Source organism: Bradyrhizobium sp. Arg816 (assembly GCF_029989365.1).
Lineage (GTDB): Bacteria > Pseudomonadota > Alphaproteobacteria > Rhizobiales > Xanthobacteraceae > Bradyrhizobium.
Map to the genome: position 1 here is coordinate 1 of NZ_JAPRAQ010000030.1, position 18,929 is coordinate 18,929.

At 57.4% G+C, this 18,929-nt stretch carries 18 protein-coding genes and 2 pseudogenes; 8 read left to right on the plus strand and 12 right to left on the minus strand.

Annotation, left to right across the window (positions count from 1 at the left end; all coding sequences use genetic code 11):
• A partial coding sequence (locus OWC48_RS40100; protein ID WP_282524950.1) for a DUF3422 family protein occupies nt 1–317 on the plus strand: 317 nt, incomplete at its 5' end.
• A gap of 151 nt (nt 318–468) precedes the next feature.
• Here OWC48_RS40100 and OWC48_RS40105 read toward each other — a convergent pair.
• From OWC48_RS40105 to OWC48_RS47095, 4 genes and pseudogenes are all read right to left on the minus strand, one after another.
• Nucleotides 469–777: pseudogene (locus OWC48_RS40105) on the minus strand (DUF736 domain-containing protein); the annotation flags it as partial.
• Nucleotides 778–1,095: 318 nt separating this feature from the next.
• A pseudogene (tnpB, locus tag OWC48_RS40110) lies at nt 1,096–1,448 on the minus strand (IS66 family insertion sequence element accessory protein TnpB).
• Nucleotides 1,445–1,624, minus strand: a complete 180-nt coding sequence (locus OWC48_RS40115) for a hypothetical protein (RefSeq protein ID WP_282524951.1) — start codon at nt 1,622–1,624, stop codon at nt 1,445–1,447. The pseudogene tnpB and the gene OWC48_RS40115 overlap by 4 nt, the downstream one beginning before the upstream one ends.
• A 3-nt stretch (nt 1,625–1,627) precedes the next feature.
• Nucleotides 1,628–1,912 carry a transposase gene (locus OWC48_RS47095; protein WP_308777024.1) on the minus strand — a complete coding sequence of 95 codons (285 nt, stop codon included), beginning with the start codon at nt 1,910–1,912 and terminating at the stop codon, nt 1,628–1,630.
• 553 nt (nt 1,913–2,465) lie between these two features.
• On the opposite strand from OWC48_RS47095, the gene nodU reads away from it, so the two are divergent.
• Nucleotides 2,466–4,127: a nodulation protein NodU gene (gene nodU, locus OWC48_RS40125; RefSeq protein ID WP_282524953.1), complete on the plus strand. Its 1,662-nt coding sequence runs from the start codon at nt 2,466–2,468 to the stop codon at nt 4,125–4,127.
• 282 nt (nt 4,128–4,409) lie between these two features.
• Nucleotides 4,410–5,512, plus strand: a protein-coding gene (locus tag OWC48_RS40130; RefSeq protein WP_282524954.1) for an IS3 family transposase whose coding sequence is annotated in 2 segments (ribosomal slippage) — nt 4,410–4,671 and nt 4,671–5,512 — 1,104 coding nt in all. Because the reading frame shifts where the segments join, the coding sequence is not laid out codon by codon here.
• A gap of 628 nt (nt 5,513–6,140) precedes the next feature.
• Here OWC48_RS40130 and OWC48_RS40135 read toward each other — a convergent pair.
• The 5 genes from OWC48_RS40135 to OWC48_RS40150 form a co-directional block, all read right to left on the minus strand.
• Nucleotides 6,141–6,500 (minus strand): addiction module antidote protein, encoded by a 360-nt coding sequence (locus OWC48_RS40135; RefSeq protein ID WP_282524955.1) that lies wholly within the window; start codon nt 6,498–6,500, stop codon nt 6,141–6,143.
• 1 nt (nt 6,501) lies between these two features.
• Nucleotides 6,502–6,792 (minus strand): type II toxin-antitoxin system RelE/ParE family toxin, encoded by a 291-nt coding sequence (locus OWC48_RS40140; RefSeq protein ID WP_282524956.1) that lies wholly within the window; start codon nt 6,790–6,792, stop codon nt 6,502–6,504.
• 561 nt (nt 6,793–7,353) lie between these two features.
• On the minus strand, nt 7,354–7,581 hold the full coding sequence (locus tag OWC48_RS40145; protein WP_282524957.1) for an N-acetylmuramoyl-L-alanine amidase: 228 nt from the start codon (nt 7,579–7,581) through the stop codon (nt 7,354–7,356).
• Nucleotides 7,542–7,898 carry an N-acetylmuramoyl-L-alanine amidase gene (locus OWC48_RS47235; protein ID WP_368860683.1) on the minus strand — a complete coding sequence of 119 codons (357 nt, stop codon included), beginning with the start codon at nt 7,896–7,898 and terminating at the stop codon, nt 7,542–7,544. Before OWC48_RS47235 ends, OWC48_RS40145 begins: the two co-directional genes overlap by 40 nt.
• Nucleotides 7,867–8,205 (minus strand): N-acetylmuramoyl-L-alanine amidase, encoded by a 339-nt coding sequence (locus tag OWC48_RS40150; protein ID WP_282524958.1) that lies wholly within the window; start codon nt 8,203–8,205, stop codon nt 7,867–7,869. Before OWC48_RS40150 ends, OWC48_RS47235 begins: the two co-directional genes overlap by 32 nt.
• Nucleotides 8,206–8,395: 190 nt before the next feature.
• Here OWC48_RS40150 and OWC48_RS40155 point away from each other — a divergent pair, with 190 nt between their 5' ends.
• Complete coding sequence (locus OWC48_RS40155) at nt 8,396–8,854, plus strand: TIR domain-containing protein (protein WP_282524959.1); 459 nt, start codon at nt 8,396–8,398, stop codon at nt 8,852–8,854.
• 79 nt (nt 8,855–8,933) lie between these two features.
• Nucleotides 8,934–9,338 (plus strand): response regulator transcription factor, encoded by a 405-nt coding sequence (locus OWC48_RS40160; RefSeq protein ID WP_282525019.1) that lies wholly within the window; start codon nt 8,934–8,936, stop codon nt 9,336–9,338.
• 104 nt (nt 9,339–9,442) lie between these two features.
• Here OWC48_RS40160 and OWC48_RS40165 read toward each other — a convergent pair whose 3' ends face one another.
• Genes OWC48_RS40165 through OWC48_RS40175 form a run of 3 tightly spaced genes read right to left on the minus strand, consistent with a single transcriptional unit; the run spans nt 9,443 to nt 13,531 of the window.
• Nucleotides 9,443–10,819, minus strand: a complete 1,377-nt coding sequence (locus OWC48_RS40165; RefSeq protein ID WP_282524960.1) for a hypothetical protein — start codon at nt 10,817–10,819, stop codon at nt 9,443–9,445.
• Complete coding sequence (locus OWC48_RS40170; protein WP_282524961.1) at nt 10,816–12,207, minus strand: caspase family protein; 1,392 nt, start codon at nt 12,205–12,207, stop codon at nt 10,816–10,818. The genes OWC48_RS40165 and OWC48_RS40170 overlap by 4 nt, the downstream gene beginning before the upstream one ends.
• A gap of 16 nt (nt 12,208–12,223) precedes the next feature.
• Nucleotides 12,224–13,531, minus strand: coding sequence for a hypothetical protein (locus OWC48_RS40175; RefSeq protein WP_282524962.1), 1,308 nt, complete (start codon nt 13,529–13,531; stop codon nt 12,224–12,226).
• Nucleotides 13,532–13,942: 411 nt separating this feature from the next.
• On the opposite strand from OWC48_RS40175, the gene OWC48_RS40180 reads away from it, so the two are divergent.
• The 3 genes from OWC48_RS40180 (at nt 13,943) to OWC48_RS40190 (ending at nt 18,840) form a co-directional block, all read left to right on the plus strand.
• Nucleotides 13,943–17,146, plus strand: coding sequence for an NACHT domain-containing NTPase (locus OWC48_RS40180; RefSeq protein ID WP_282524963.1), 3,204 nt, complete (start codon nt 13,943–13,945; stop codon nt 17,144–17,146).
• A 59-nt stretch (nt 17,147–17,205) separates the two neighbouring features.
• On the plus strand, nt 17,206–17,382 hold the full coding sequence (locus OWC48_RS40185; RefSeq protein WP_282524964.1) for a hypothetical protein: 177 nt from the start codon (nt 17,206–17,208) through the stop codon (nt 17,380–17,382).
• 174 nt (nt 17,383–17,556) lie between these two features.
• The gene (locus tag OWC48_RS40190; RefSeq protein WP_282524965.1) at nt 17,557–18,840 is read left to right on the plus strand and encodes a hypothetical protein; all 1,284 of its coding nucleotides are present in this window, start codon (nt 17,557–17,559) and stop codon (nt 18,838–18,840) included.
• Nucleotides 18,841–18,929: the final 89 nt, after the last annotated feature.

The window sequence follows — 18,929 nt, forward strand, 5'->3', positions numbered from 1 at the left end:
TGTTGCGAACCCGGGTCGACGTCGAAATCGAACGACAGAATCGTGACCTGTTGCAGGCTATCAACGAGCGCGCGAGACAGCAACTTCGGCTGCAGTGCACGGTCGAAGGATTGTCGGTCGGGGCGATAGGATATTATGTGGTCAGCCTGTTCAGCTATCTTGCCAAGGGCGCGCATGATGTCGGACTGCGAGTAGAGCCCTCGTTCCTGACCGCAGCCTTCGTGCCGATCGCGGTCGGCGTGATCTGGCTGGTCAGTTACAATGTCCGAAAGCGACACCTCAAGCACGACGACGCGCCCTCGGTTACTTGCGACTAAAGCTCCTTGAGGCAATCGGTTCATCCGTCCTGCGAAGCTCGCATGGTCGGGGTGCGACGCTGCCGCAAGATGGCGGCAGGCTCCTGCGCAACGTAATGCCCGGCCCGGCCCAACCGGGCGAGGCGTTGTGGATCGGGTCAGTCGCCGCTAGACGGTTGCGGCGGGAGCAGATCAGGCTGAGGCCCTCATCTTCGTCGGCGAAGAGGTCGGCGAAGATCGGAGCGGTGAAGCTCGGATGGTCGAGCTTCAGACCCAGATAATCGCGGTCCTCGTTGGAGCGCTTGGACCAGGCGGCCCCGATCTCCACACGGCCGACATAGACCCGGTGGCTCGGTGCGTTGTCGCCGGAGCGGTTGGTTTCAGGGACAATCCGGACGTTCCTGGCCTGGAGCGAGAGGGTGACGATTTCGCCGGTGAGCTCGTTGTTGCCAGTCTTCTTGAAGGTGCCGATGGTTGCCATGGTAGTTCGCTCTACTTGAAAACCAGAGTCTGCAAGCCGGTGTTGTTTAGGTTGGATGAGCGGCTCTCAACAGGCGGTGCAACTTATGATGAGCAGGCGTCTACAGCCTCGGCGCGAAGGCGCGGCCAAACCGATCCGCTGCAATTCCTTGATGATCTGACGCAGTCGTTCGCTCTCCCGCCACTCGGCAAGCAGCATCGCTTTGCGCGTGTCGGGATCGTCAGGCAGGGCGTCGCTAACACCCAATTCAGAGCATATTCGCCGTCATCTGGCGACGCGGCCGACGCCTGATTCACTTCGCCGCAGTGCCGCCAACAACTATCCGCTTGCGTTGGCGCCGGCGTCTCTCGTCCCTCGTGGATACGCCCGCCAGTCGAGACCTTCGAGCAATGCCGACAATAGCGCCGCCGACAGGCGCATCACGCCATCCTCGATCTGCCAGCGGAAGATCCCATCCTCGAGCCGCTTGACGAACAGACACAGGCCCGTTCCGTACCAGAACACCAGCTTGATCCGATCCGCCCGCTTGGCCCTGAACACATAAACAGTTGCCGAGAATGGGTCCGCCCCCAAGCTCTCGCGCACCAGGGTAGCAAGCCCTCCATTCCCTTGCGGAAGTCTACCGGTTTGGTCGCCACCATCACCCGGACCGCACCCGACGGACCGATCACCGGCTCGCCTTCAGCGCCTGGGCGATCGACGCAATCATCGTCGGGTCCGCACCACGGCCAGCCCGGATCGTGATGCCGTCAACTTCGATCTCGATGACCCCGGTATCCGCCTTGGCCTTGCAGCGCTCACGGCCAAGAGCTGGCGCCGGCACCACGGCATCCACCACCGCCGGCACAAACTACGCTTCTTCTGCTTCGAAATGACCGCGCGCTGCTTCTCGCAACTGACGGCGCCAGCCAAAAAGCCGCTGCGGCGACAATCCATGCCGTCGCGCTACCAAGCACCGAGTCGCCACTCGTAACGATCTCCGCAACAATCCGGGCCTTGTCCTCGTCGCTCCACTTCCGCCGACGGCCGGCTGCGGTGAAGACCTCGAGCCGCCGCACCGGCTCCGTGATAGCAGTATGCACTGTGTCCATTCTAAGCCTAAAGGTCCAAACCGAACGGCAGACTCGCAGATCACCCCGTCACCCGGTAGGTGGCCCCTGAACGGCGCTTACCCTTCAACCCAAGACCGGTGCAGACAAGCGCATTCGGTCTTCCTGACTTCCGCCATCTCGGTATAGGGCGCCTATGATACGCGCGGTTCGCCACGGCCTATTTGAGGTCGTGCTAGCGCGAATGCCTAGGTTCTAACTGAATTACAAAGTGGGTTTGTGTCACCGTGAGCCACTCGGCGGCATCGCGCGGCCATGATCTCGTTCATCCGGTAGGGAGCCCCGCTGCGCTCGTTCGCTCGACCTCGGAGAAGGCGCACGGGCCGCAGGTCGCGCGCACGCATATTGTCGTCGTAGGCGGGAGTGCTTGGTCCGAAACCGAACGCGTCCGGTGTCACGAATCGGCCAAGCCACTTCCGGCCCCGACTTTGATCAGACAATCGCCAGCCATTCCTCTGATTGGAACTGGCCCAGAGCGTGCATCGTGACAAATGGGAGCCAATCTGAGTCTCGCGACATGAGCAACAGTTGCGGCACCTTCAAATCGAGTGGATCACCGACATTAGGTTCGGAGACAGTATGCGCATCTGCGGTATCAAACTGACCCATGACGGAGCAGTCGCCCTTATCGAGGACGGACGGCTTGTGTTTTGTATCGAGCAGGAGAAGCGGGGCAATAATCCGCGATATCAAAAAATCGACAATCTCGAGGCAGTTGTTGTCGCCTTGGCAGAGCACGGTTTAGATCCGCGAGACGTTGATCGGTTCGTCATCGACGGATGGTGGGGCGAGGTCGAGTCACAATTTCAGGTTCTCAGTGGGACTGCACCCATTAGCCTTAAAGGGGCACCGTATGTTGAGGGCGATGCCGAAGGCCTCCTCATAGCGCACGACGGCTCTGGGCTGATGCTCAACGAGAGCGCCTTCCCTTATCAAAGCTATCCGCATGTCACAGCCCATGTAGCTTCCGCTTTTTGTACTAGCCCTTTCGCCAAGGCCGGGCAGCCCGCGTTCTGTCTGGTGTGGGACGGCGCCTCCTTTCCGCGTCTCTACCATGTAGAACGCCGCGCAGCCAGGTTCCTCGAGTGCCTCTTCCCGCTGATCGGGCATGCTTATGCTGCCGCAGGCTATCACTTCGGACCATACAAGCAGGCGAACCGGACCAAGTGGGACCTCGGTGTTGCGGGCAAGTTGATGGCCTACATCGCGCTCGGTTCGGTCGATGAAAGCATCGTCGAGGTGTTTCAGGAGCTCTACGAAAAGCACTTTATCACGTTTACGGAGCCAGTCGGTCGTTGCAGCGAGGACGCCGCGCTTGAGCCTGTCCACGAGTTCTTCGACGCCAGCGCGCTACGGTTAAAGGCCAACCCCCCCGCAAATGTGCTTGCATCCTTTCATTGCTTCCAAGAGCGTCTGCTCGTTACCAAACTCGCGAATGCTATACAGAGACATTCGAGGCTTTCCGCCCGCAATCTGTGCATAGCCGGCGGCTGCGGTCTCAACATAAAATGGAATAGCGCACTACGAGCGGCCGGCTTGTTCGATGCTATCTGGGTGCCACCCTTTCCAAATGACAGTGGCTCGGCAATAGGTGCCGCTTGCTCCGCATTGGCGGCGGATCAAGGCTTTGTACCATTGGAATGGTCCGTCTATAGTGGTCCGGCTGTGGAACGAGGCGACGTGCCGCCCGGATGGGGCGGCTCACCATGTAGCATGCGTGAACTTGCAACCATTCTCGCCAGCAACAAGCCCGTCATTTTCCTTGCCGGCCGCGCGGAGCTTGGACCTCGGGCTTTGGGTAGCAGAAGCATACTGGCCGCGGCGACATCGCCACGAATGAAGGACCATCTCAACGACATCAAACTTCGCGAGCACTTCCGGCCTGTAGCACCAATATGCCTGGAGGATCGTGCGCCGGATATTTTTAGTCCCGGAACGCCAGACCCTTACATGCTTTTCGAGCACCTAACACGAGCAGAATGGCGGGACAAGATTCCCGCTGCTGTGCATCTGGACGGATCTGCGAGATTGCAGACTATTTGCAGAACCTCTCAGCACAAAATCGCCGAACTTCTCGTCGAATACGAAGGCCTGACGGGCATTCCGCTACTATGCAATACCAGCGCCAATCACAATGGACGCGGGTTTTTCCCGAATGCGGCATCTGCCTGCCAGTGGGACCGCGTTGACCACGTGTGGTGCGATGGCATGCTGTGGACGAAACGCGCGGGCGGCGACTGAGCGCTGGCCAACGGCATCTCTCTCTCAGCGCGCGGAAGCGGGACCGTACGCCGAAGATCGTATACCTCCGCCAGAGGCCGCCGTGTTTGACGAACGCGTTCGCTGCAAACAAGCACCATACGCTAAAGAATCCACAATCCATGCGGCGAGTGCCGCTTGTAGACGAGGTTGTTCGGCTGGGGTTTCTTCAGTACCACTCCACTGCTCTGAGCCCTTAAAACTGGACCGTTTTTGGTTAGAGTCTTCCGCGCCAGATTCCCTGGCTGGGAGGAGCGGAGCACGATGAAGGCTTCGAAGTTTTCGGACGCCCAGAAGGCGTTTATTTTGAAGCAGGGCGCGGACGGTGTGCCGGTGGCCGATATCTGCCGCAAGGCCGGGATCAGCCAGGCGACCTACTTCAACTGGAAGAAGAAGTACGACGGCTTGCTGCCGACCGAGATGCGGCGGCTGAAGCAGCTTGAGGACGAGAACAACAAGCTGAAGCGGATCGTGGCGGACCTGTCGCTGGACAAGGAGATGCTGCAGGACGTCATCCGCCGAAAGCTCTGAGGCCTGTCCGCGAGCGCAAGCTTGTCGATGTGGTCTGTGGTGAATGGGATGTCTCGATCCGGCGGGCCTGCCAGCTACTCGAACTCGACAGGTCAACATATCACTACAAATCGCGTCGGCCCGGACAGGCCGACCTGGAGAACAGGATCAAGGAGATCTGCCAGACGCGGGTCCGTTACGGCTACCGGCGCGTCCACGTGCTGCTGCGCCGCGAGGGCTGGTCGATCAACCAGAAGAAGACGCGCAGGGTCTACCGCGAGTTAGGCCTGCAATTGCGCAACAAAACACCAAAACGACGCGTGAAGGCCAAGCTGCGCGACGATCGAAAGCCGGCGACGCGCTCAAACGAGACATGGGCGATGGACTTCGTACACGATCAGCTGGCTACGGGACGCAAGCTGCGCGTGCTCACGATAGTCGATACCTTCTCCCGCTTCTCGCCGGCGCTGGAGCCAGGGTTCACCTTCCGCGGCACCGACGTCGTGGAGGTACTGGAAAGGGTTTGCAATAAAGTGGGATTCCCGGCAACGATTCGCGTCGATCAGGGCACCGAGTTCGTCTCGCGCGATTTGGATCTGTGGGCCTATCAACGCGGCGTCACGCTGGACTTCTCTAGGCCGGGCAAACCCACCGACAATGCCTTCATCGAAGCATTCAACGGACGCTTCCGGGCGGAATGTCTGAACGCGCACTGGTTCCTAACCCTTGACGATGCCCGAACAAAATTGGAGGATTGGCGCAGATACTACAACGAAGAGCGCCCGCATGGGGCAATCGGGCAAAACCCCCCGATAACCTTGCTCAATCGTGATGACGCAGCCAGCCCGCCATCATGACGAAGCCGGAAAACTCCAGCCTCCGGCGGTCCAAAGAATGGTCTCAGAGCAGGAGGCGCAAAACTCTAGTTCTGGGTGGTCCAAAGTTCGGTCTCGCTGCAGGCCCTGTGCACCTTGGCTGACCGATGCGGTATAGAGGCAAGCTTTCGCCTTCGTCTGGCGCCGGACGCTTTAGCTGTTGGCGCGGTCGCCGCCGGGCCGCGAGCGAACTCTGACTCCGCCTTCGATCTCGCGCCTTCGGCCAGTTCAGCGGCCCGAAGAGATTCTGCTTGAGCCGACTGACATTATCTCCAACATGAATCTCATGCTCCCCTCAGGACCACGTCGGAGTCTCTTGAAGGGGACGGAAGTCGCCGAGGACGACGTAGGCTCGAATTTTCGGCTTAGTCGCTGTCGTCATGCAGGTTTCCAGCGAATTCAGCACAACCTCGGCTACGCCACATCTTTCGCCGATATTCAAGCAAGGGCCGGCGCGGCTCAACCAGCAGCCGACTTCGTCGGAACATGAAACCAGTCGGTGCGCACCTTCGCGCCCGGATCTCGTAGCGGTGGCCGCGAACCTGCAAGGCGGTCCCTCCGGCGCGCGTCGCTCCGAGCTCATGGCGACACGTCAGGTCACGCCCGCGCCTCAAGCGCGCTTCTTTGCCTTGGCGGTAGTAACGCGCTGGCCGCTCAGGCGGCGAACTACCGAATTAGCGATCCGATCTTTCGGCACAAGAGCTAGTTTGTAGCCGAGAACGTTCGTTGCCTTGCTCAATGTATCAAGCGTTGGATTGCCGCCCACGCGAAATGTCTTGTAGATCGCTTCGCGGCTCAGTCCCGTCTCGCGGGAGAAGTTCGAAACTCCCCGAGCCTTGGCCAGATCTCCGATAGCAGCAGCAATAAACGAAGGATCATCGCTCTCAAGCGCTGCTTCCAAATAGGCTGCCTGCTGATCAGGCGTCTTCAGATACTCCTGAACGTCGAACTTGGTTGTTCTAAGGGACATATCAAACCTCCTTCGCCATCCGTTTGGCGGTCCTGATGTCCTTGTTCTGGGTTCGCTTGTCGCCACCGCAAAGCAGGATAACCACGGTGTTGCCCTGCTGAATGAAATAAATGCGATACCCTGGCCCGTAGTCGATCCGCAGCTCGCTGACGCCTTCGCCAACCGGTTTCACATCGCCCAGGTTGCCGAGTTCGAGACGGCGGATGCGGGCGGCGATCCGCGCAACGGCGTTTGCGTCTTTGAGCGCCCGGAGCCAACTCGCAAAGATGTCTGTCTGGCGGACCTCGAACATGTGTATTGCAGTACACAACTCGTCTGCAATTGTCAACTATAATGCACAACCGCGGACGGAGCCCAAGGGACTCCGATGGAAGTGTAATCGCGGTCAACTGACTCCGATCTAACCAGCATTGACTCTAACGCAGGCTGAACCATCTGCCCTTTTCCGCATACCGACTCCGATTGAGCGAGAAACGACACTGGGATTGAAAAAGTGACGGCTGTCGCCGGTACTGTCCATCACGATTTGGATCGCCATGATCGTCTTCCTCGGAATGATCTTGGCCAGTATCTTGCCGAAGTCGCAGAGTTTCAAGACAAGAGAAATCGTAACGCGGGCTCGCCCATTGCCCGTCTTGATCTCCACCGTCGTGCCATGCCGGGCGCGAGGTCGACTATCTTGTCCAGGCGTCCGCAGGTCCGGGTGCCGACGGATTTGTTGGTAGCTTCGCATTCCCAGAAGGCTTGGCGGTGCTCACCATCGGTGACGTACCTGATCGGGGTGCGACGCGAACCAAAAAAGCATGTCCGGAAGGCTCAAGCCCAAGGCCTCTGGATGCGCAATGTAGTGATATCAACCGCCAGCCCGCGCATCACAAAACGCTACCACGGCACTGCTCACGGAAGCACTGATTAGATCACGCCGTTCCAGTGAATTCATTTGGATCTCTTCATCTCGATTAATGATCGAACCAGCCTCAAGCAAGATAGAGGGCATCTTGGCTTCTTTGAGCACGATGAGCGGATCGTACCGATAAATCCCTAGTTCGACGTCCACCAGTTCGCGCTGGTAACGCTGCATGAAAGGCTCTGTGTAATGCCGAGCATAGTGCAAACTGTGTGCGCCTTCAATTGCTTCCCAAGTAGCGTGGCGAAAAGTAGGCTCGCGTCGTAATCTTGATTTTCTCGGGAGACGAAGCGCGAATAGCCGCTGAATCTATCATTGAAGTGGCTAGGCGTGCCATCAACTTCCCAATCTTCATAAAGCCAGTCGGGCACTGAATCGTGGTGGATGGATACGAATAGATCTGCCGGAAGTTGGTTTGCGGTGGCCACACGCTTAAACAAGCTTGGTCTAGCTTCTCGGTCAGTAACCAGCAGTGGTGCTGGTGAAACCATCCACCATCAACCGCCGCTCGATCCGCTGGCCCAGTCGCAGATTGAAATCATATTCAGATATGTTGCGAGCGCTCCGAGCGCCGGGCGCCTGGACTGTGTGTCCAACATCAAGAACGACCGAAATCGTGAGCGGTCGCATTTCGAAGGGACACTGGCCTCTCGTGACCATGTGGTGGTTTGGAAAGCCGTCATCAGGACGAGCATCAAGATCGAAGTCGGCTTGAGGTGCCGAAAGGAGAGTAGGATGCCGGTGCGGGCCCATCCATGGCTCGTATTTGGCGCTCGCCGGGTAGAGCGCTATTTTCATGTGCCACCTAATCAACGCCACGTCCCAGCGGTCAGACGCGAAGCCTTGTTGGGGCAGAGCAACAATCTCTCATCCGCCGGGAAATGGCATTCGCCAGCGCCGGGGCATTCTATCTAGACTCTTTGATGATGGCAATTCTTTCAACTAGAATTAGAGACCGTTATAGACCGATCCGCTCGGGCGGGTCTGGTTGAAATTTATAATTGAGCATGACCATGCGCGAAATTTTCATCAATTATCGGCGCATCGATACCATGGAATCAGGGGGCGCCACCTTTACGCGGATCTCCGTCAATCGTTCGGCGACGGCTCGGTGTTTATGGACTCGCGAGGCGGCAGCATTCCCTGGGGTGCGGATTGGGACAGAGCGCTGAAGGATGCACTGGAGGTTTGTGAAGTCTTAGTGGTGCTGATTGGACCGCAATGGATCACCTGCGAACGATCACCCGGCGTGCGTCGGCTCGATGCACCGGACGATTGGGTTCGCAACGAAATCGCGACGGTGCTCAGGCGGTCAAGGCGGCTGGTTCTGCCGGTGTTGCTCAGGAGAGAGACGCCGCCACAAGATCGAGCAAGCAAAAGGCGGCGCGTGCTCCGTTCACTGCAGCACAAATGCATTGCGTTGGAAGGTGAACTCAATTTAAGCTAGTGCCATAATTTGAGTTTCTAGAAAATCCGAAATTCATTAGCTCCCGGGCGGAATCGCCGGAAAAAATGTGTTGCACCGCATGCCCTCCAGTCGATCTCCAATCTCGACGCCCGAAGGGGCTCAATATCAGAGGCAGCGCTGCGCTGTGTCGCACCAGTCCCATTCAGATACCGATCGTTTGCATGCGGCGGCGATAGCCGCGCAACTGGATGGAGACTCTCTTCCTTTCGAGGGTCCGGAATCTTTCGCAGAGCAATCACCGGCTCACGAAGTCGGCGCGAATGGTCCGCTCCTGACACCTCAAGAGGTTGCGTGTCTCGAATGGTGCAAAGAGGGGAAGACGAACTGGGAGATAGGTGGAATTCTAGGAATTTCCGAGAAAACCGTCGAGTTTCACCTCAGTAACGTGAAGAAAAAGCTTGGAGCTGCGAATAAAATCAGCGCGGTCGTCATCGGGCTTCGGCACGGGCTTATATCGCTCTAAGTACTTTTGCTCGCCAGTGGGCCGAGCGATGAGAGGCTAACGCCGCACGCGCAATGTCACGGTGGTCGGCAGTGCGAGACTGGCCGGCGAAGTGTAGCGCATTCCTAGACAAATTCGGCCACAACATCGGCGCCGAGCCGCAAGCAGGTCAACATGGACTCGAAATTGGCTGCTGAAGCCGCGCTGTGAGCCTTGCGTACTTGGGAGCCAAATCTTTTGTCGTCCGGGAATAGGTCGCGGCATAGATTTGAGCTGTCCCGGAGCAGTCTGACGCCCTCGGTGTAGATGGGAATGCCACATCTGATCGCCTCTATGAGTTGGTCCGGCACGCTGTCTTGTCGACCCGTGGCTATCCATTGCGCGCATTGGAGCACGTGCGCATCAGGTAGGTCAGAATTTGTCTCGCAGAGGCGCGAGATAAGTTCATCCGCGTAGGGATGCCTAAGTTTGTAGAGAACGTAGGCGGCTAAAATGCTGGTGTTTGCGCTTGGCGTCTCTTGGGAATTCTGCAGTCGATCGATGAGATCATCAAGCGAGAGGCGAGCACTTTCAATCGCCCCCTGACGGACGTACTCGAACAATGTCGTTGCGACAGCATCGTCGGGCGAAGACGGAAAGGCGGATAGAATGGACCCGCTCCTATAGCCGCTCAGCTCAGAGCTTATACCCAGTTTGACGGCTCCTCCCGTCGATCCGGGGAGCCAAATGACCAAGGCTGCATTCCGTCGCGACGGCTCTGCAATCTCTATATAGTAGCAGCTATTTGGGGGCATCTCGGAGGAGATCGGTATTTCCCCATTCAGGCTGACTCTTCCATCTCCACGCTTTTTCAGGACCAAGGCCGAGTTTGTTCTTCCAGCAGTCCATTCCAAAAATGTGCCCCAGCGATAGGTTAGTTCAATCGGGTGGCCAGTTTGGGACTCTTCCTGAACGTGATGGTCGGATTTAGTAACGCCGGGTGACGCGGGGTCCGCCGAACTGACGCCAATGTCATCGACAGGTGCTCGGAAGCGAGCAAGGAATCGCGAAATAGCATTTCCCGCAAGTTCAGCCAGGTTTTCCATTGCACGGTTCGCGAGCTCGCGTCCGCGCTCGACTACCCAGCTCGGCATGGACTCGCCAGGTTTGCGGCCTGCTTGTATCGCCGTCGCGATTTTCATCAGGGATTCGGCTTCGCGCCAGAAATCAGCAATCGCATCGCTCTCCTTCATGTCCAACACGGCTTCGCCAATGGCTAGTCCGCCTGGGTCGGCGGTTTCCGGGGTTGCCACGGTGATTGAGATGATGCGGCCAGATGGAAGCGCGGTCCTCACCAGATAGGAGCCCGGTCCTGTGACCATAACGTCGGTGGGACGACCTGAGAGCCGCAACGCCGCTCGCTCTGCCTTCCCTGCCTCGGAGAACACCTCCACGGCGACTGGCGCTCCGGCTAGATCGGCTGGCACATTCTCAGCCCTTATCCGGACAATGTAGCTGGTCACGGCTTTGTCCCATCCGGTTTGCTTGGCGCTTTGGTGCTGGGCTTAATGTCAATAATGACTTCAGAGACCGGAGGCCTCGGTTCGAATAACTTGAGGCCGCTTTCGTATTGATCTGTGTCAAAGGCGGCGCTCGCCGCCCACTTTCCGCTCGGGACGGGCGTACACCATAGCGCGTCCCTGCGTTTAGCTCGGCTTAGACGTCTCTTGCCCGGCGCTTCCTCAGTGACGAACAGGTCGGCGGCGGACATTGCCATGCCGAGGCTGCACCTCACTTTGACCAAAACTTCTGGAGGGCCGACGAGATCGCAGAGAACGCCGGTTGTATTAACGACACCGGGTTTGCTCTCGGAGAAGATGATCCCACTGTTCCCCTCTGTCTCCGCACGGTGCATAGCCGCCGCTTTGAGAGCGCTCGCCAGCGAAGACATGGTCACCGGGCTTCCATCGAACGTCGGATCACCGGCTCGTTGGGTCAAGCAACGTATGAGCTCCTGCGTGAAGTAAGGCGCATCTTTCGCACTCCCGTAGGCCTTACCGCCGGCGTACGAACCGAAGTATATTGACGCGTCTCTCTGGGCAATAGCCGCTCCGTTGACAGGAGTGCAGAGAGGCCGGCCTATGACCTCGAGCTGATTTGCGATGGCCTCGAAGTTATACTCGGAGCAAGCGTCCACGAAGAAGCATTGAACGCTCGGCATACGATTTTGCAGATAAGTCGCGCTCGCGATGGTCGCGATTAGATTGCCTCCTTCTTTGTCATTGGTCGGAAGGCGTGCGTCCTGAGCAAAGAGCGTCGGCTCGGATTTGAAAATGCCGTGGCCGGCGAAATACCAGATCGCTGCGTTCTCCAGCATAGTGCCGGAACGCTCCAACCATTCGCCGAAGCGCTTTCGGATATTCTCAAATGTAGCGGGTTCGGCCGACAGGGCGGTACAGGGAATTGTAAAACCGAGTGCTTTGGCCGCGTCGTCTTCTGGTATCCATTCACCTTGTTCCGGTGTTGCCGAACAAAGGAATTCGATAGAACCCAATGGACGATCAGCCTTGGAGAATTGTGTTAACGCCCACTCAGCGAACTTCCTGGCTCCATTCACTGACGTGGTGACCGTCGGGATGACGTCCTTTGAATCGTATTCGCCCACGCCAACGATCATTATGTGCGTCCGGGGCTTGCCTCCGATCGCAGCATTCTTCATCGCGTCTTCTGCTTGTCTGACGAGCGTCGCGTATTTCTCGACGGCGAGCTCTTCAGCCTTGCTCGCGTCCAGAAAAGGGATCCCGTCTGAAGCCTTCAGTTTGCTGCGTTTGGCGGTGGTCTTGCTCATCTCCAGCCACGCTGGAGCGAGCGCGCTTTCGCCCGTAAACCCTTCGGCCCAGATCAGGGCCATGAGTATCCCCTCCCGATTAAGCCTGGGGCTTTGGATCAAATGCCTCCTTCACTCGTTCACGTAAACGGGCGAAGAAGCGAGGAGTATCGAAATATGCGGCGTGAGAGACAATCGGCAAGGCATCCGTCTCAAACTCGAAATCGAGCACGTTCTTGAAGACGCCCTTCGTAGCGAATCCGACGTAGTCGGTCAGATCATAAACATTAATCCAGCGCGCTGCGGCCGCGGGAGGATCTGCGGGCTCGCCTTTCGAGAAAGGCTCTTCGAGTTCGCTGGCTGCTGCCAATCGGCCCATCTCAGCAAACAGTGCGACTTGCGAACCGACGGTAACAAAGAGGTCGCACCGTAAGTCCTTCGCAAAATGGGTTAGGATATCGTAGAGGATGATGCCACCGAAGCTGTGGCCAACAAGATAGAGCTCGTCGTCTCCCGCACGTCGGGCTGCGTCCGCCTTTCTGATTGCCGCCAGGACTTCGTCGACTATTGGCTGTCGATTGTCCATATAAGTGAACACATCGCCGACGAACCGTCCCGCAAATGTGGAGGCGGACGGACGAACGTATTCGGACAGGCCCAGGAAGGCCGCGCGCGTCGCGTCGACGGCAACGCCGCCCACAGCGTCTTTTACGTTTTTAGTGACTTCCGATACGGCATCTTTGATCGCGGCCGCGCCGGTCTTCAACCAATTTAGAACTGTGTTTCCAATCGCAAGTGTCTGGATCGCTCCATCCGTACCGGTAGGAGCCGCGGAAAACGCTGTCACCGAACGAAACAGCTCTTCCACAAACTCACCGTCGTTCTTGACCGTCGCCAGCCAGGGGGGATTGCGGTTGGTGGCTGCGTAAGCCTCGGCAACCAAGGAGAATCGTGCCACATCCGGCAACGCATTTGTCAGCGCTTGCGCGAGCGGACCCGCTTTCGGCGCGTTCGAGGATCCCGCAAAGAGAAGATCCACTGCGGCAGGCAACGAGCGGGTCCTTGCGACGGTCAACAGCGGGTCGTTAGTCAGGGTGGGTTGCTTAACGAGCTCCCCATCCAACTTTGCGGCGGTTGAATTCACTAAATCGATACGCGCCGGCTGCCCAACAGCCAGCGTTTGAGCTCCTGGCTTCGGCAAGCTGGCTAAGTTACGAGCAAACTTGACCCCGAGGTTTCCCCAATAAGGCGCAAACGTTTTGAGCCCGTCAGTCGCTTTCACTCGGTCGACAAAAGCAACGTGCGCGAGCTGTTGCTGCAGCAACGTACTTCGATCATCGAAGACTTGCTGCTCCTGTTGGGTAGTGCCTCTGCGGTTATTTACACCATGCACGAAAACAAGCGGCATTGTCCGGCCCTCGTACAGCGATCCTCGATCTTAAATGGTTGTTGTGACAGTAGACAATCTGAAATTTACGATAGTGGCGCGGCCCGAGGGATAGGTCTCGGCGCAACCTAGGGAAAACCCTAGGTCGGATCCCGCCCCGTTGGCAGGCTGGTCGGTCTAGATCGAAACCGCCATCCCCCTCTCACGACTTGACCTTCATCCGACACGTCCCAAGCGACTCGGGCGGAGTAGGCTGCTCGACGGTGCTGGGCTCGGGGATAGGCGAATTCGTAAGCTGCACATCCCGCGATGAATCGGGTATCCGGTGGATTGGGAGGCCCGAACATGCCTGAGTTAGGAGGGCCGGCGAATCAGGCCGGCGTACTCTTCCAGAACACTATTGCCGCACTTTTTCTAGGCCGGATGTTGGACATGAGGCCGCGTGCCAGGCACGATCGGGTGTTGCACCTGCGCGTCGAAGCCCCCACGAGTGTCGACGACATGGTGGTCCGACTGGGAGACCATTCGCGTCGTTTCGTTCAGGCAAAGCGGTCTATCGACACTTCTTCGGACGCCTGGCTTGGTATGTGGGCACAAGTCCGAGATCAGCTTGTGGACCCGTCGATACTTGACGAAGATCGTATCATTCTGGCTTTCGGCGAGCACTTACCGACCGTTGTCGCGTTACGTGAATGCTGTTTGCGTACCAGGGGTGTCGTCGATCTCGCCGAGTATTTGGGGCGAGCAACAGACTATCAGCGTCTGACGCTAGACAAGATCGAAGCTGCTTTTGGAGGAGCGATTTCGTCAGACAAGATCCTGAAGATTTTGTCCCGCGTGGATGTGGAGATTTATCCCTACACCACAATCGAGAGAGACTTTGCGCCTCTTTGGATGCCGGAATCGTCCGCTGACCCGACGGCGTTGCTGTCCATTCTCCGCGATATAGTGGGTGGAGAATCTAGTGTGCGAGGCGACTTCTCCGCAGCGCCACTGCTCGAGCGCCTAAGAACGGAGCACGGAGTTGCCATTGCTGAGCCGGAGGGTTGGGGTATAGCGTCTTACCGCGCTGTCATGACCGACAAGTGTACCATCGAGGTACCCGGCACTGGATTGGTAAAGCCGCTCGACGACACCTTCGTATGGCCTCGTGCGCGACGCTATGACCGTGCGCGTCGGCCTGATTTCGACGATGAGGTGCCCACATCTTCCTATGGTGTATCTCCCGATAGAGTGGATCTTTCGCAATTCCCAAGTGTTCCTTTGTATCGCCTGATTGTTGTTGCGGGTCAAGGATTAGGAAAGAGCACCTTAATCACAGCGCTGGTCAAGTCTTCGCTCTCGCGAGGTCTCCTGCCTGCGGTTGTGCGTATTCCGGATCTCTCAAGAAGCGATGCGACACTCAGCGAGTATCTTCGCGGACCACTAAACACTGAGTTCGATGTCGCGATCGATTGGGCTGTGGCGGCCGACGCGGGAATCTTGGTTCTGTTTCTTGATGGCCTTGATGAGGTCTCAAGCGATCGCCGAGCCGTCGTCCTGGAGCGCATTAAGACCTTCTCAAGTCGACATCCACGAGTGTCCTGGTTGCTAACGGTTCGCGACGTCGCGGCTCTCGCTGCTCCGACGGACGCGCTCCGCGTAGAATTGGAAAGTTTGCATCCGGACGACGTTGGACGGTTTATTTCATTCTACGGCGAGAGCGGGGCTGCTGTTGCCGATCGTGTGAGGAATGCAGCAGAAGCCCGTCCTGATCTTGCGCGATTGATACGGATTCCATTCTTTCTGGCTCTTCTCTTAGCTTCGGGATTAAGCGCCGATGACATGCCGTTCAAAAGAACCGAATTGCTGGAGGCTTATCTAGAACTACTGTTCCGCCCAGAGCAATTCAAGCAAGTGGAACCGCGTGAGGTGGATCCCACCTCGTTGAGGTCGCTAGCCGAAGTGGTGGCCTATGAAGCGCTGGAGCGCGAAGAAATTGGAGTAGATGCTCGACGGTTGGAGCGTTCGATTCGCAAAGTGCGTGGGGCCGAAGCGTCGCCTCTGCAGGTTATCGAGCGGCTAGTTGCCTGCGGCGTGTTACGTCGGACGGGTCCAGTGCACTTTACGTTCCCGTACCCTGTCATCCAGGAATATCTCGCCGCCTGCCACATCCTCGAGCACAGAGTGGGGGAGATAGAGAGCCGTCTTATAGGAACGACAAGGCGTCCGTGGGTTCAGGCAATGCAGTTCGTGCTTGAAAAGCATCCAGATCCTGCGGAATTGCTCGAGAGGTTCTTGGCTCGGGAGGACGATGCATTTGCAACAGGACTTCGGCTTGTGGCGCGCTGCGCGGCCAATGGAATGGGCATAACGACGAAACTCCGAAGTGAAATCAGCCCGCGATTGAGCGAACTGTGGAGGTCGATGGGTTGGCCACTGCAAGAGCGTATTGGTTCACTCATTGGGGAAGTATTCAGTGTGCCGTTACTTCCCGAGTTGCGCGCGGTGCTTTCTGATCGCTACATGCTGCATGCCGGAGCCGGAGCAATCGTAACGCAAATCGGCGACCCTGGCCTGACAAAAGAAGTACTTTTGGATCTGTTGGCTGGCGACATCGAGAATTTGCTAAATCTCAGCGAGCTGCAAATCGCGGTCAATGATTTGGGAGATGAAGCGCTCGACATTTATGAGGGGAGAGCACGCCGCGACGGAACGACCGATCGAGACCAGTGTGCCATCGCTTCACTCATTGGGCACCTCGATGCAGGGAAACTGTCGAGAGAGCGGCTACTTGCTATTGGCCAAAGTGAGGATCTCTCATTACCGATCCGGTTAGAGGCATTTGGTCATTTGGCTACGCCAGCAGATGATCGAGTGCTACCGCTGGTCGAGGCCGGATTGGCAAGTTCGGATTATTTCAACAGATCCGCCGCAGTTGAAGTTATAGCCAGGTTTGATGATCCAATTCCTGCGCTCAAGTCGGCACTCATGAGATCCGATTTGACGGATAAGGATAAGCTCGAGATCATCGGATACCTCCCGCGAAAGCTCCCCGATTCTAGGAAGTTAGATGTTCTTCGCTCGTTAGCTAGCGACATGCACATTGAGGAGTTTCTGCGGCGACGCCTATTGACGTTCGCTGCGCGTTACGGCGATCGCGACGCGATGTCTAGCCTGATCGAGTCCGCCGCTGGAGTGCCGATCGAGGACTTAAAGGCGGTTGTTTCGATCTTCGGTCATCATCCATCGCGAGCGCTAGCCGAGAAAATTGTTCGGCATCTTGAAGGTAGGTCATTGTCTGCGATGGATCGCGCCGCGTTGTCGGGCAACGTTGTTGTCGGAATGACATCTGTATTCCAAATGGACTCTTTCCTCGGTGGAGGGATAGAGCCTGCCCGTCTCCATCCTGGCGCTGACTTATTTCGCCCGCTGTTGGAAGACTGGGCTACGATGCAGGATTATGATCTCGAACAAGCTCTGATCGTCGCCGAGAACCTTGTGCAGCTCGGATCGCGGGCTGCCTTGGCGACGACGGAACAGAGACTAAAAGCGATCATTGCATCGAATGAAGTCGATCTGAGAACCACATGGTCGCCGCCCGCATCGGTGGAGCGCTCAGGACTTTGCGAGAGCGGCAACATTTGCTCAGCCTGACGTTTTTGGAGTCCGTCGTTGCCCGCTGCTCCTACAATGGGGCGTCCGGAGCTGTGCAAATGATCGCAGCTCACGGTTCTCAACCAGCGCTCGACATGTTGCTCTCAGTCTACGAGAGCTATGCTTATCGCAACTTAAGGAACTTGATATTGGGCGTTCTTGAACCTTTGGCGGGAAGGCTGGGAGTTCGGATTCGTCAAGTTGACGGCGAGCTGGATGCGGCTGCGGTCGGCTGAGTATCCTTGCGCGATCGAGGGCTGATTTTCGCAAGCCCTGACATCGGCTTAATGCCCCCATGGCGATCCGCCGCCTCGGGTTGTCCACCGTCCTAGGGAAATTACTAGGGTGGTAGAGCTTGCGCCGAGCTTCAACCCCTAGCATTGTTTGCCGGGGGAGTCACAAGTCGCCGCATGAATTTCCAAGAATGGATTGATAAGGCACGGGATCTTGAGGCGGAAATCGCTGCCTCGCCGTCGATAGAAAAAAAGCCGCTTACCGCGATCTTGTGTCGGCTTCATCTGCTTGCTTGCGAGGCGCCGCTTCCTGTTCAAGCGGCCTACGAGCGGCTTGCCGAGAGCCAGCTACGACAGCAGGCCGCCCGGCGTATCGAGGCGATGACACGCGGCATTCATCGTTGGACACTGCCTAACACGAGCACTGCCGAGGCCTGGATGTCCTCGTTGGCCGCGCAGATTAGGGCCGTGGATGAATTGCTCTATACCACGGCCGGCACAGACTTCGGCGACCCTGATTCTGAGTTGGAGGATTGGCGTTGCTCTTCCACAAAAATGCTCGTAGTGCCTCGTCCGAAGAATTTGCCCGAGTCTCGTTTGAATGGACGTCCCTATCTCAAACGAGGCACGCTGAGGCATCGCCTTCTGCCGCCTGAAGTCGGTGGCCTTGAAATTGTGCCCGTCCGCATTGATCTGCGCGCTTTGGGGACGAAATCGGGGATAGCCGCTTCATTATTCTCCAACCTGCAGCTTGCCACCCATCAGACGCGGGAAGGTAACTTCATCGCTGACGGCATAGCTGCGGACGATGTTGACGGCACTCTCGCCAATCATATTCGACGATCAATGGAGGGTGATTGCGCAGGCATCGTTTGGCCGGAATTGACGATCGATCCGGGGGCGCGGCGTAAGATCTGTGAACTCCTGCGACAACGGATCGTCGAAGAGGACGAATTGCCACTCCATTGGGTGCTTGCCGGAAGTTGGCATGAGGAAACCGGCACGGGTTACGTCAATCGGGCGAGGGTTCTGGATGGATACGGACGAGAGCTCAAAACGTTCGATAAGATCGTGCCGGCGCGAGACGAAGCTGGCCGTCTTGAGGACATCAAATCGGGGGAATTCATCCCAGTCGTGATCACTGATCACCAAGTGATCGCTATGGCTATCTGTCGCGACTTTTGCGACCGGGCGTCGGTGGTGTCGCCGTACCTGACATTGCAGGTGGATTTTTTCGTCGTGCCGTCGATGGGAGAGGAATCCACCATGCTTGCCCATCTCAATGTTGCTGCTGAAGTGCAGGCCAAGACCGGGGCGCGCGCGCTCGTGGTGCAGCAAACGGATGCCCGATTGGCCTCGAAAAATGAGCTCGGTTACGTGCTGCCTATGCCGCAGGCACCCGCGGGAATTCAGGTTAATTCATTGAAATCAAAAGCGGAATGGCAGTCTGTTTCAGAATGAAACACAGATTTACCTAGGGACCAAATCGGGTGTAAAACGTTGTGAAATGATCTCTTAAGCCTTAGATGGGATAAGGGGTCCTGGAGATA